Below are 14,256 nucleotides of genomic sequence, written 5' to 3' on the forward strand. Positions count from 1 at the left end.
ATATATTGATTTATAATGAAAATTTATTACGCTACAACTTGAATGAGAGCTCTCAATATCATCAGATTCTCTCATTTCAAATCTGCTCTCTATTAAATCAATCAAAACCATTTTCTTGCACATCACATAGGACTTGCACATCACAAAGGAAGAGAGCCTGCGCAGCGTAAAACTGTACAAGAAAGACATGCCTCTTATGGACTTGTCTCAAGTGCCAAGGGCTGTCGCAATACCCACGAGCTGACAAGGTGTGTGATAGTGCCAGTTTGTTACGACACAGCGCTATTTTACCGCACAATGGATAATTTAACCTTTTCAGTTTCTCTCACTTCCAATTTTGGCAGGTTGCGCACAATTTTCATTGTTTCCAAGCTTACAGTAATAACCCGCTGAAACAATTCCAATGGATAAGCTGGATTACCCACCGTTTCAACAGCATAGCGATTGGCATCATTCACAATCCCACTCGCTTTATCCGTTTTGACAACCTGCCGCTCCATAACCCATTCAAGAGCAGGCCTGCCATTGATCACATACTCATAAGCTTCAAGAGGAATATTCTGCATCGTGATATTCGCATTATAAACCACGGTGGTTTTGTCAATAGCACCACGCTTACCAGCAAATTTCATTGCTTCAACACGATAAAAACCCTTCTCATCAGAAATCACCCAAGTTCTTGGATCACCCTGTTTATAGGTAACGGGATAGGGTTCAACCTCTTCATAATTCATATGCAAATCACCAAGCTTGCGCCCCGCTGTAACAAAAGCCCAAAAATCCTCTACCTTTTTAACTGTTGGAATACGCGGCAATTGTTTAGACAGATTATGCGCATAACGAGCACGATAATCTTCAGAATGCAAAATCCCATAAACATAATAAAACAAATCATCCTTTGTTATCATTTCACCAGGATAAGCTGCCTTAAAATAAGCCAACCCTTCGTCCGTAAGAGCATCACGCCGCTCTAAACCAGTTTCTTTGCTTTCCTCTGCAAAATTTGCAAACAAATGAACCTGATCCCCCTCCTTATTTTTCAAGGACACAGCATCTTCATAAACATACCGTGGAAAACATTGACCAGTATCCATTGCATGAAGATTAGATAAATTCTTAGTCATCAGAACAGAAAAGCCACTGCTTGCTCCAATTCCCGTAACTTGTATCACCTTATTTTCAGCCGCTTGTTCCAGAGGAAAAATACGTGGCATTTGTAAAACTCTATGGTTAAAAACACGATTGTAATAGAGCCACTGTTGTGTAAAAGGACGATAAAGGCTCTGGGTAATATACGTATCTTTAAATTTAAAAGCTTTCCCCCTTATTAATTCTTCTTTAAGGCTACTACTCCAACTAATCTTTCTAGAATCTGTATTGACAAAATCGTTCACAGCATTTGCACGTGCTTTGCGATCAGAATGTAGATACGCAGCATTAAAACGCTCTACTTCACTGTTATAAAAAGCAATCATATTGCTCATATTCTTTGCTAAAGCTTCACGACTTGAGTTATATGTCCAAGCATCACGACTAGTTTGTATACCGCCAGAAAAATTTTCAAAGAGCCTTTTATCACTGCCTTTCTTGTCACCTAAGGCTAGAAATTTTTCAAAATCATTATTGCGCTGATTCAGCCAATCGCCATGCTCATCAGGTGTAATCATCTGCCAGCTGTGTTCACGTGTGATACCACTAATACTCCCCAACCTCTGAAGTTCACGGAGCTTTTCTTTTGCTGTGAGATAATCTCCAATATCACGAAAATATATTTTCCCATGCTGTTGTGCATCCGGATTTTTAACCAAAATGGAAATCGCAATAGGTGCGCGAGACCCAGAACCAAAAATCTTTCCCCCCTCCTTTCGAGAGAGCTCTCCAGAAGTTCGTTGATTCCCCCGCAAATGGAAAATATAAAGGCTGCTAAATTCCTCGATTAAACATTTTCGTAAACCATCCGTAGAGTAACTACTGATAAAACCTGCATTTGTCACAAAACCAATAACACCACAGTCTTTTATACGGTCACTTGCCCAACGAATGGCACGAATATAACTGTCATAAAGTCCATTAACATTGCTTGCTTTAGATTGAGCGGCATAGGTTTCACGAATGCGACGATCCAATTTAGGATAGCCAATATTCTGCGCATTGTCGTTTTCACTTTTTTGTCCAGAAGAATAAGGGGGGTTGCCAACAATAACACGAATATCCAGTTCCTTCTGGTGCGCCCGACGTGTACTGTTATCCACCAGCAAATCACTGATCAGGTCTTTTTCTTGCTCATAAAGCTGGAATGTATCGGTCAAACAAATTCCCTCAAACGGAACATAATCGCCCCCCATCAGACCATGATAGGTCGTCTCAATATTAATGGCTGCAATATAATAGGCTAAAAGCACAATTTCATTGGCATGAATTTCACGACAAAATTTGTGTTTCACTTCTTCTGGCTTTATCAGACCCGATTGTAAAAGCCGCGTGATAAAAGTACCCGTTCCAGTAAAAGGATCCATGATGTGCACACCCGGTGAGCCAAGCGTTTGCCCAAATTCTTGCTCTAAGACATCATTGACAGAGTGCAAAATAAAATCCACAACCTCGACGGGGGTATAAACAATGCCTAGTTTTTCTACAGTGCGTGGAAAAGCATAACGAAAAAACTTATCATAAAGCTCTACAATCAACCTCTGTTTTGCTTTTGGATCCGTAATGCCACTGGCTCGTAATTTTACACTTGCGTAAAATTTTTCCAGATCTTTGGATTCCTTATCAAGATTTGCCTCATCAAGCACATCAAGCATACGCTGCATAGCACGCGAGACAGGATTCTCACGTGTGAACTGATAGCCTTCAAACAACACCTGAAAGACAGGACGCGTGATAATATGCTGTGCCAACATCTCAATCGCATCAGCTTCTGTAACAGCATCATTTAAGTCATCACGCAGTTCTGCCACAAACCTGTCAAAGGCTTGACGCGCCTCAGTATTTGGCTCTGCCAGAATGCCTGTTAAGCGCGTGATATGATTCTTAGCAATTTCAGCAATATTGCTCGCCCAATCCTCCCAATAATCACGTGTCCCACATTTCTTAACGATCTTTGCCAAAATCGCACGAGAAAGTTCATCTACGAAGAAAGAAAACTCCTCGTTTACCTGCTCTGTAAGAAAGCAATCATGCTCCAGACTTCCAATTCCCGCTCGTGCAGGCTGTGAGCGAACCGGAAGATTGTCTACAACAGCCGTAACAGCCTGTAACTCAGTGCTCTGCGTGACACCAATAATCTCAATCACATTGCTGATATCTTGCCCGAGGGATGCCTTATTAATCGTCGCATCAAAACGATCATCATGCGCACGCAAAGCATTTAAAATTTGCCAGATAACCCGATATTTATCATTGTTGTTCAAAGCCTGTTCCACTGGAGTATCAGGAGGAATACCAATTGGCAAAATGACATATCCCATCTTTTTACCTTCAGAGCGACGCATCACCCGCCCAACCGCTTGCACAACATCAATCTGGCTTTTGCGTGGATTTAAAAACATGATCGCATCAAGAGCCGGAACATCCACCCCCTCAGACAAACACCGAGCATTGGTCAAAATACGACAAACATCCTCACCACTATCAGCTTTCAACCAGTCAAGTAATGCACCACGATCCTTCGCATTAAAAGTGCCATCAACATGCTCAATTTCACACTTCAGAAAATGCTCATTTTCTGTATCCTCTTTCGTATAATCAAGATATTCTCTAACAACCGTAGAAAACTCATCACGCACAAGTTCAGAACTTTTAATAGTTTTACAAAACGCTAAAGCACGATGCATAGGATATAAATCCGCACCAACATCAGCCTTCATATTTTGTTTTGTCAAAGCCTTATAACAGCCAATAATCTTTGTTGCATCATCAAGAATAAGCTCAGTATCGCTATCACTAAGGCGCTTCTGAACAGCGGAACTAACCAATTTTTCGTCCATTGCTAAGACAATAACCTTATAATCTGTTAAAAGATCATTTTGTACTGCCCATGAAAAACCCCGATAAAAAAGTGTTTTACCAAAAAGCTTTTCATCATCCATCGAAGCAAGAACGGCATTAACTTCATTCGCACGACTTTTTGCGTTATCACCAAAAATGCGTGGTGTCGCTGTCATATAAAGGCGTTTCTTGGCGCAAATAACATCATTAGAATGCACCTTAACAAAATTGGATTCATCCTCGCCCACCAGCGTTGCCCCTGTTGTACGGTGCGCTTCATCACAAATGATAAGATCAAATGTTGGCAAACCATAGTTTTTCTGAGCATCAGCAATCACCTGAATAGATTGATAGGTTGCAAACACCACGGTCATCTTATCTGCAACACTCTTCGCCACCTGTTCTGCAAGTTTAGCAGCATCGGTTGTCGCCGGAAAAGCAAGATCAAACACATCAATTTCAGCAACATCATCACTATTTTTACGACGCTTTCCCACTTGTGTATCGGAACAAACAGCAAAAGATCTCAATCCGATTCCTGCATCCGTTGTCCATTCACGAACCGTCTGTGACATCAGTGCCAAGGAAGGAACAAGAAACAAAACAAACTTGCCTTCACCCGCCAAATCCTCAGCAATTTTAAGACTGGTAAATGTCTTACCAGTACCACAAGCCATAATAAGCTTCCCCCGATCTGCTTGAGCAAGCCCAGCACGCACATCACGCAATGCTTCCAATTGATGTGGACGCAACTTCTTTTTATCCTCCAAAACAACTTTGCCCTGGGCTGCAAAAGTTTCCCAACGGATCGGACTTTGTTGTATATCGGAAAGATTAATCCGTATAACAGGAATATCCTGCCCCCGTATCATTGTTTCAGCGTTATCACTCCAAGTACTTTCAGTACTATCTATAATAACACGCCGCTTGAATGGAGCTTTCCCTGATGCCGAAATAAAACTATCAATATCTGCTTTTCTAATCCGATAAGCTGCATCATAAAATTTACATTGGATTGCTGCAAATCCCTCTTCATCACGAAGCTTTGCCACAAGATCAATACCGGTATCCCGACCATCCCAAGCATTTTCACGAGCCCAATCTTTAAAGGTTTGAACCTTCTCATAACACCCAGACTGAAGAGGATCATGTATCAGATAAGCAAGAGCAAAACGCTCAAAATATGTACCTTTATCTCGTTCGGTACGCGCTTCATCACGATATGTCTGTAAAAGCGATTGCAGCGTCATGCTTCTCCCCAATGAAAAATACCTTCAACTATCGAATCTAAACCAATTCGTCAATGCCTCTTGTTCTACCCAAAAAACTTAAAAAAGCTTAAAATTGCTTGATTTTAAGACATTTCTTCTATGCTTAATTAAATCAACAAGAGAGAATCTTTTGATCTTTTTGAGTATCCCCCAAATCATATGATGCATTTATTGATGTCTATATCCCTATGGAAATAAACGGTAAGGCGTGATGATTTTGAAAATATTTTTTGCCTTTTGTTAAGAATACACAATAAAGTGCGCAATAATTTTAGGATTTAGCTTAAGAATGAGAGGAGGAAATGGATAGGACACCTGCGAACACACAAGATACCAAGGAAGAAACTCCACACACAAAACAGCGCATTTTACGAACGATCATGCATATAATTTCACTATAAATACGCAAAATATTAGTTGTGATATTCAAAATATTGATTTTTGAAATATTTCTTTGTCTTTTGTTCTTTCGTAGACTAATTATTCGCTTCTTATACTTTATAGCGGGTGGTTTTAGAATTCTTTTTTATATGTACAATATATTGATTTATAATGATAATATAGCATCATTCATATTAAATTAGAACTCTGAATAACGTAAGATTTTCTCATTTCAAATCTGTTTATCTTGAATCAATCAAAACCACCCGCTTGCACATCACAAGCGGAATGAGTGTGTGGAGAAAAACTGTACAAGAAATGACTAAAAATGGCTCTTATGAACCGTCTTAATGCAAGGTCTATCGCAACACCCACGAGCTGGCAAATATAATGATGGTGCCCGGCTTATTACTTCATAAGCGTAAAGATGGAGGTGCTCAATAGATTTACCATGAACAGCGTCGCAAAATAGGCTTGGATACCTTGAGAAATCTTTCTTTAAAACAAGAGTGTCAATGTGCAACACAATGGCGCTCTGTATCGGACTTGTAGCAGGAGGAAGAATACCATACCAACTAGACATACCATTGCTCATCACTAGCGCCATTATGTTCTTTAGCAACATAACTGCAGCTTGGTATTACGGTGTTCTCTTACTTCATCTCACACCTGCTGAATATGAGCTTATTCTTTTTCAATAAATGAAAGCCCTTTTCATTCATACATCATTCAACATAAGAAGCCATCCGCCTCTCAAACTTTTTGTCTTCCTCACCAAACTCATGAAATCAAACCCGCATCTCACGGTATTAGTTCTTAAGATCACGCCCCCTACCGAGTATCTGACGGCATCCTTACCCTAGAAACTCAAATGGCTTGTTTATCCTTCAGCTTCAAAATCATGAGATAAGGCAGAAAAAAGCGATGCCTTAAACAAAATATTCTAAAGAAAGCTAAGTTACTCGCATAAAGGAACAGAAAATGGCTGTGTCTTAGGTCACATTTTAAAACTTGAGCACGATCATAATTTATTTGCATAAACCTAAACACCTATAATTTGCACCACCCTCTGCAAAACTAAAAGTGAGAAATCCTCATAACCTCTTTTCCGAAAATCTTAAAAAGACTAAACGAAACCTCTTAAACTGCTCAACTATCTCGATATCAGTTCATTTTTTTGGAAGAACGGAGGTTTAAGCTGTTTTTGGCATCAACCTTCTTTTTTGTTCTTTTGTTTGTTAGCAAATATACTATTCACTTCCCCCGCCTCTTTTTAGATTAAATCTTAAGAATCGTCGCGCAGTATATTTCATTTGTTCTCCTCTTCACATCTCAGAAGACGAGAATTTTTAACAAAATTCAGTCTGCAAGCAATCTCATTCTAACGGGTTCCATTTAACTTCTCCTTAATAGGATTTACTTCCATAAGACTCGACAAGAAAGATTTAAAAATATTCATCATGCATTCTCAAAACATTTAATGCCTCAATAAGGCTTATATGCCTACCATATCTCACATGATAGGGTGCCCTATAAAACGTTCACCTCTAGTGGTACGCTCCACTTAATGAACAAAGCGTTTTCTAAAATAGAGCAGCAAATAATGCTAAACTTTTTCCATTCATGTTTCGCTTCATAAATGCTTCATCCAGTGGAAAGCATCACGAACAAACATGCCCCAATTGATAAAGCTTAATCGCGTGAAAGAGCGACAACAGGGTCAAGCCGTGAAGCTTGCCGCGCTGGAGAAAAGCCAAAACATATTCCTATGAGGGTTGAAAAAGTAAGAGACATAATGATCGATTCAATGGTATAGATAAGATGGATAGGTGCCTTAAACAGAAGAAACAAGCCACCGATAGAAAGCCCAAGCAAGATCCCCAAACCACCACCAATGACACAAACCAACACCGCTTCAATGAGAAACTGCTGCAAAATATCACTTTGGCGTGCACCAACTGCCATACGCACACCAATTTCATTGATCCGCTCAGAAACGGTGACCAGCATAATATTCATCACCCCAATACCACCTACAATCAGGGAAATCGCTGCAATTGAAGAAATTAAAAGTGTTAAGATATGTGTACTCTCCATGATACGTTCACGAAAGAATTCTGAATTTCTAATGAAAAAATCTTCTCCACCATGCCGCATAATGAGAAAACGTTTCACCATGTTTTCCGCTAAATGTGAATCGACATCATCAGCAATCCTAACAGTAATTGCACGAACTTCTGTTGTACCAAGAAAACGCGTTTGCACTGTTGTATAGGGCAAATAAAGCTGTAATGTATTTGATGCATTTCCATTTGCGTGATTTTGCGAATCAACAACACCAATAATACGCGCTGGAACATTACCCACATGCACCACTTTGCCAAGAGGGCTTTCATGGCTATGGGGAAAAAGAACAGACAATGCTTCTTTTTCAATCACGAGATCAACCGCCCGATCATGGACACTTTTTTGATCAAAAAACTGTCCTTTGAAAACTTTAAGCCCCTGTATCTGAAAGAATTGTTCTCCCACCCCCACAATGACAGCATTGACTTCAACTGCACCAAAACGCACTTTTGAGCTTGTTGAAATCTGAGGTGTTACACCAGAAACATAAGGTAACCCAGACAAGGCTTCTGCATCAGCTTCAACCAAACTGGTTATTTTTTCTGCTTGTGGATCAGAAAAACTTTTGCCAGGAAAAATGGTTAATGTATTAGCACCCAAACTTTTAAAATTTTCCAGAATTTTCTCTCGTGTACCATTCCCTAAAGCCACCATAGCAATAATCGCCCCAATACCGATAATCACCCCAAGCATTGTTAGAAAAGTCCGCATGCGATGTGCATTCATTGCCAACAGAGCCATCACAAACGCCTCACGGAATCGCTCAACAAAAGAACGAAAAAAGCCCAGTTTTTGTTGGCCTTTTAGATTTTGTTGTTCCTGAAGAGATTTTCCACCAACTTTTGTTTTTGCAACCCTTGACCGCTTATCAGCAATAATTTCCCCATCACTGATTTCGATAATACGCTCTGCTCTTTCAGCCACCTGCATATCATGGGTTACAATGATAATAGTACGTCCCTCTTGATGAAGTTCATCCAAAATATGCAATACTTCTTGCCCACTCTTTTTGTCCAATGCACCAGTTGGTTCATCTGCAAGAATGACCTCCGCATTATTCATGAGCGCCCGAGCAATAGAAACACGTTGTTGCTGACCACCGGACAGCTGATTTGGACGATGATTTATCCGATCACCCATGCCCAAACGTGTTAAAAGATCCTGTGCCCGCTGTTTCCTTGCTTCCACGGCACTTCCCGCATAAATAGCCGGAATTTCAACATTACCAAGAGCTGTCAATTCATTCAACAAATGGTAACGCTGAAAAATAAAACCAAAATGATTACGTCGCAAAGCCGACAATTCATCCGCAGAAAGGGAAGCTATTTCTTTACCAGAGATCCAATAACGGCCAGAAGTTGGGCGGTCAAGACAGCCTAAAATATTCATCAAGGTAGATTTACCTGAACCGGAAGCACCTACAATTGCCACCATTTCACCACGTTTAATGGTAAGATTGATGTTTTTCAAAACGGTAACAAACGCTTCGCCCGCAGGAAATTTGCGCACAATATTTTCCAAGACGAAGACAGCATCTGCTTGATTTGTGCTCATGCTTTAACTCTCGTCTTCGCTATGCATGTTAGAAGACTCGGGCATCAATCCATCAGACGAACTGGTGACGACGACATCACCCTCGTTAAGTCCTGAAATAATCTCTGCCATAACCTTATTATTCAACCCAACGCTCACCTGTTTAGTAACCAACTTATTTTCCCCCACCAAAACAGAAACCCATGCTTTACGCTCTCTTGTCTCATCGCGTAAAGCATTACTTGGAACCAACAAGACATTCTGTGCGCGCCCTAAGATAATATGAACTTGAGCAGTCATATAGGTTCGCAAAAAATTGTCCGCATTATCAACATGTAGAATTCCATTGTAATAGATAGCCGATGATATTAAAGCACTAGAACCACTCACCATACCAGGATTAATACTCACATCAGCACGAATTGTTTCAGGAGCCGGCTCTACTTTTTCTAAAACGCCTTCATAACGACGCTGTGAATTACCTAAAACTGTAAAATAAAGTGGTTGTCCAGCTCGGACTTTAAGAATATCTGCTTCTGAGATTTGCGCCTTAATCGTCATCTTTGATAAATCACCCAAAATAACAATTGTTGGCGCCGACTGAACCGCATTCACATTCTGCCCTTCTTCCACAACTGTTGCCAAAACCGTTCCCGCTGCAGGGGCAGTGATGCGTGTATAACCTAAATTAACCTCTGCACTCTCCACATCAATTTGTGCTTGCACAATCTGCTGACGAAGTTGTTCAATTTGCGCCTCGCGTATTTTCACCTGTGTCGCAGCCTCATCGAGGTTCGCCCGTGAAATCGCCCGTGTTTCAATCATTTTTTTCTGACGCTCTAAATTTTTCTGTGCAAGAGAAAGATAGGCTTCTTGTTCTACCAAACTCGCATAATAATGCGATAATGCTGCTTTTTTTCTTTTTAAATCATTTTCCTGATCTGTAGGATCAATTTCTGCCAAGAGATCGCCTTCTTTCACAACACTTCCAGGGGAAACATGCATTGACACCACACGCCCTGTTGCTCGCGCACCAACAGCCACCAACCGGTAAGGACGTACAAGACCAGAAGCTAAAACACTTTCCTCAATATCCCCACGTTTCACCACCGCTGTTATATAAGTTGGAGTAGATGTTCCAAAAAAAACAGAACGTAACCATAACAGCAAGAGAATGAGAAATATAGCAGTTAAAAAGAAGGAAAGTTTTTTGTGTTTTGTAATGAAATTTTTGAGTAAGTTTTTTTTCATTTCCCTACCTTTGCACGCGAACGAGGTGCATTATCAACGACTTCTGGACGCGATACATCAACAACGCCATCCCAGCCCCCCCCCAATGCTTTCATCAACGTGATATATTGCGTAACCAAAGAAACACGGCTATCTTTAAGCGCCATTTGTGCAGAATAATAAGAGCGATCAGCATTTAACAATTCAAGAAAACTAGTATTTCCATTCTCAAAAAGGTTCCGTGAAAGTTTTAAGGAATGAAGAGAAGCTTTATTCGCAACGATTAGCTTTTCTAAGCGTTGATGTTCCTTCGTTAATCTTACAAGCGCATTTTCTACATCTTCTAAAGCTTCCAACACAGCAGCTCGATAAGTAATAAAAGCTTGATCACGCTGCGCGCGCGCTACCGCAATAGAAGCCTCGACCTGACCTCCATTAAAAAGAGGAAAACGAAGACCAGGTCCAAAAGACCAGCCAATCGTTGAATTTTTCCATAATTGATCAATTGCCGTTGCTGCTGTCGAAATATTACCTGTTAAAGTAAGTGATGGATAACGATCTGCTTCACGTTGACCAATCCGTGCTGTCGCTTGCGCATATTGACGCTCTGCCCGTCGCAAATCTGGACGTGTTAACAAAATATCGGCTGGAATTCCTGCTGGTATCGGCCAGCGTGGTTGTGGAATCTTTGCATGCTTAGCATTTTTTTGTAAAAGATCCTTCAATGCCGTAGGCACACGACCAGTTAAGACAGAAAGGCGATGAACGCTCATTGCTAAATTCGCTTCCATCTGTGATATATCTGCTTCTGTATTTGCCATTTGTGCTTGCGCATTTGAAACATCAAGCTCAGAAACATCACCAGCTGTTAATCTAGCGCGCATCAGTTCATAAGTTTTACGTTGTGATACAGCAATTTGCCGCACAATAAACAACTTTTGTTGCCAGCCACGCATTTGCACATAATTTGTTGCCACATCTCCTAGTAATGTCACCATGGTAGCGCGCATATCTTCCACAGCCGCATCAAGGCCATAACGCGCCGCTTCAACCGCACGTTTATGCCCACCAAAAAAATCAAGCTCCCAGCTTGCATCAAAACCACTACTATACTGGTTGAACAATGCATCAGACTGTCCAGAACGACTACGGGTTCCTGAAATTGAATTGGACACATTTGGCAAAAGAGTTCCCACAACCTGTCCTAAACCCGCACGCGCCTCACGTACCCGAGCTTTGGCAACAGCAACATTATTATTTCCAGAAATCGCGTAATCCATTAACGCATCTAGAACAGGATCATTCAAATGCCGCCACCATCCGGCAAGCGCAATGGGCTGCCCTGCAGTCTGTGCAGATTTTTCTCCCCAAACTGCTGGAACACGAAAAGATGTTTTCTGGTAATTAGGACCAACCATACATCCTGACAAAAGCAAACACAACAAGACACTAAAAAATAATCCACGAGAAGCGCCCCATTTGAGATTTCTGATATACATCCAGTCTCCCGCATTCTTTCAGAATCATTATTTAATATTAATACTTTATTTACCTCTTATTTCAAACTTGACGTGAAAAATCAAATACAGTTTGCACAGGAATATGATCTGAAGGACGTTCCCATCCGCGCGCATCACGAAAAATCGAAAGATCTACAACAAAAGGGGCTAAATCTTGAGAAGACCAAACATGGTCAAGCCGCCGCCCATAATCGGTAAATGCCCAATCGCGAGCACGATAACTCCACCATGTGTAAAGCTTGGTAGGAACAGGAATATGCAACCGCATCAGATCAACCCATCCACCTTGACAACACAAATCCTGTAAACGCTCGGTTTCAATGGGAGTATGGCTTACAACCTTCAACAATTGCTGATGAGACCAAACATCCTCTGCCAAAGGAGCAATATTTAAATCTCCCACCAAAAGAGAAGAAAGACCATCGCCTTGATCCGCACGAATGGAGGACATTCCTTCTAAAAAATCAAGCTTATGACGAAACTTTTCATTCACATCAGCATCAGGGATATCTCCCCCAGCAGGAACATAAAAATTATGAATCCGCAAGCTTCTCCCATGGGCTTCCACAATAACTGAGATATAACGGCAATCTTGGTTTTGACAAAAAAAACGTTTTTCTACCTTTTTAAAAGGCAAACGAGAAACAATAGCCACCCCGTTATAAGATTTTTGTCCACTCAATGCGATATGCTTATAACCCGCTGCTTCAAAAGCCTCCACTGGAAATAAAGCATCTGGACATTTTGTTTCCTGTAGACACAAAACATCTGTGGAAAAGAGTTCCAAATACTGAAAAACCTGTGCAAGACGCAAACGAATAGAATTAATATTCCAAGTCGCAATACGAAAGAACATTTGTTTTAATCCCAATGACGTAACACTCTTTCTTCATTTCTTCGAAGGAAGTGCAAACATCCCATTAGCGAACCGGACGTCTGTCCGCACATTCATAATCTGCACAGTAGTTTCCAAATTTTGTTGGTCAACAATTGTCCACTGTCGCAAAGCAGAGCCTTTAGAATCAAAAACCATCCTTATTTGCCCTGCCCCAATCGTTTTATCACGCAGAACAATCGTTACAGCCCCTGGATCTTCGCGAAATGCGAACAAGCGCCCAGAAGATACATCAATTTTATCATCCAACAAAAATTTCATTGGCGTTTGCGAAAGTTGTGAAAAGTTCCAAGTATTCAAAGCCCGATTGTTAATACCCACAAATTGGCCATCTGAAATAATCTGTAAAGGCATTTTTTTGTAAATGAAACGAATTTTCCCTGGGCGCTCTAAATAAAATGTCCCCTGAGACATTTTTCCCTTTGGACTAAACTGAATAAAATCACCTGTCATTGTTTTGATTGCCGCAAAGTGATTCACAACATTTTGCGCCTTTATCACTTTATTAGATGCTTGCGAAAAAACAGGAAAAGTTAAACACCAAAAGACAATAATTCCCACCAACCCAAAGACTCTTCTTTGCAGTAAAAAAGACGTTTTCATAAAAAATGCTCCCAAGCAATACTTAATTGACTTTATAATTCATAACTTAAGTGATCAACGACGAATAAATACCCTTCTTTATAAGATAAAGATATTGTTTGAAAAAAATATCAAAAGATTTTTAAAAGTATTCTTCTTCGACAGTCTCCAAAACTTTTCGCTTACCTATATCATTAGCTGGACTAATGGTGCCTTCTTCTTCCATCCTTTCGATCAATGTGGCGGCACGATTATAACCAATGCCTAAACAACATTGAATATAAGAAGTTGAAGCCTTACGATCACGAAGCATAATAGCAACAGCTTGACAATAGGAATCATCTGCTAAAGAAAAAGCTAAAGAAACATCCTTTTTTATTTCTTGCGGTATCGTTTCCAAATAACCAGTCTGCGTTTAAGTTTCCGAAATCATCAAATTTTCCTGCTTTTCTGCTGATTTTCTAAACGCATAATATATTCTTTCCCACCCCTAATCTATGAAGCAACATAAATTATAGTCAAGACATAATGGATTAAGGACTAAACATATTACTCGCGAACCTGAAAGCTCTTTTAAGTGTCAAAAATGCTTTTTTGACTTCCTTCCCACCCAAAAGAATAAAAATCTTCATCCGAACCACTCTGTAAACAGTTTGGAGTTTAGCAAATTTCACTTAGCTTCCCACCCCATATAATTCATTTATATTAAGACTCGACAGATCAGCCT

7 protein-coding genes and 1 pseudogene are annotated in these 14,256 nt (G+C 40.4%); 1 reads left to right on the forward strand and 7 read right to left on the reverse strand.

Translation table 11 applies throughout. The annotated features are described in order from the left end of the window. Positions 1-287 precede the first annotated feature (287 nt). Positions 288-5,240 carry a DEAD/DEAH box helicase gene (locus ACFINW_RS00495; RefSeq protein WP_375673642.1) on the reverse strand — a complete coding sequence of 1,651 codons (4,953 nt, stop codon included), beginning with the start codon at positions 5,238-5,240 and terminating at the stop codon, positions 288-290. 917 nt (positions 5,241-6,157) lie between these two features. Between ACFINW_RS00495 and ACFINW_RS00500 the strand changes: the two genes are divergently transcribed. Next, the gene (locus tag ACFINW_RS00500; protein ID WP_375640640.1) at positions 6,158-6,343 is read left to right on the forward strand and encodes a hypothetical protein; all 186 of its coding nucleotides are present in this window, start codon (positions 6,158-6,160) and stop codon (positions 6,341-6,343) included. Between the two features lie 991 nt (positions 6,344-7,334). Here ACFINW_RS00500 and ACFINW_RS00505 read toward each other — a convergent pair. The 6 genes and pseudogenes from ACFINW_RS00505 to ACFINW_RS00530 all read right to left on the reverse strand — a co-directional run. Continuing rightward, the gene (locus ACFINW_RS00505; RefSeq protein WP_375621029.1) at positions 7,335-9,323 is read right to left on the reverse strand and encodes a MacB family efflux pump subunit; all 1,989 of its coding nucleotides are present in this window, start codon (positions 9,321-9,323) and stop codon (positions 7,335-7,337) included. Between the two features lie 3 nt (positions 9,324-9,326). Then, positions 9,327-10,553, reverse strand: coding sequence for an efflux RND transporter periplasmic adaptor subunit (locus ACFINW_RS00510; protein WP_375621030.1), 1,227 nt, complete (start codon positions 10,551-10,553; stop codon positions 9,327-9,329). Continuing rightward, positions 10,550-12,031, reverse strand: coding sequence for an efflux transporter outer membrane subunit (locus ACFINW_RS00515; protein WP_375621031.1), 1,482 nt, complete (start codon positions 12,029-12,031; stop codon positions 10,550-10,552). The genes ACFINW_RS00510 and ACFINW_RS00515 overlap by 4 nt, the downstream gene beginning before the upstream one ends. A gap of 61 nt (positions 12,032-12,092) precedes the next feature. Further along, positions 12,093-12,908 (reverse strand): exodeoxyribonuclease III, encoded by an 816-nt coding sequence (locus ACFINW_RS00520; RefSeq protein ID WP_375621032.1) that lies wholly within the window; start codon positions 12,906-12,908, stop codon positions 12,093-12,095. A gap of 33 nt (positions 12,909-12,941) precedes the next feature. Beyond that, on the reverse strand, positions 12,942-13,550 hold the full coding sequence (locus tag ACFINW_RS00525) for an outer membrane lipoprotein carrier protein LolA (RefSeq protein ID WP_375621033.1): 609 nt from the start codon (positions 13,548-13,550) through the stop codon (positions 12,942-12,944). Positions 13,551-13,671: 121 nt separating this feature from the next. Next, a pseudogene (locus ACFINW_RS00530) lies at positions 13,672-13,932 on the reverse strand (DNA translocase FtsK); the annotation flags it as partial. Positions 13,933-14,256: the final 324 nt, after the last annotated feature.

Origin of the sequence: Bartonella sp. AA18HLJMS, assembly GCF_042197245.1 — a bacterium.
GTDB lineage: Bacteria > Pseudomonadota > Alphaproteobacteria > Rhizobiales > Rhizobiaceae > Bartonella.

Excerpts from the sequence above, each read along its gene's own strand:
- ACFINW_RS00495 (WP_375673642.1), bottom strand. The coding sequence starts at position 5,240 with ATGACGCTGCAATCGCTTTTACAGACATATCGTGATGAAGCGCGTACC.
- ACFINW_RS00500 (WP_375640640.1), top strand. The coding sequence starts at position 6,158 with ATGTGCAACACAATGGCGCTCTGTATCGGACTTGTAGCAGGAGGAAGA.
- ACFINW_RS00505 (WP_375621029.1), bottom strand. The coding sequence starts at position 9,323 with ATGAGCACAAATCAAGCAGATGCTGTCTTCGTCTTGGAAAATATTGTG.
- ACFINW_RS00510 (WP_375621030.1), bottom strand. The coding sequence starts at position 10,553 with ATGAAAAAAAACTTACTCAAAAATTTCATTACAAAACACAAAAAACTT.
- ACFINW_RS00515 (WP_375621031.1), bottom strand. The coding sequence starts at position 12,031 with ATGTATATCAGAAATCTCAAATGGGGCGCTTCTCGTGGATTATTTTTT.
- ACFINW_RS00520 (WP_375621032.1), bottom strand. The coding sequence starts at position 12,908 with ATGTTCTTTCGTATTGCGACTTGGAATATTAATTCTATTCGTTTGCGT.
- ACFINW_RS00525 (WP_375621033.1), bottom strand. The coding sequence starts at position 13,550 with ATGAAAACGTCTTTTTTACTGCAAAGAAGAGTCTTTGGGTTGGTGGGA.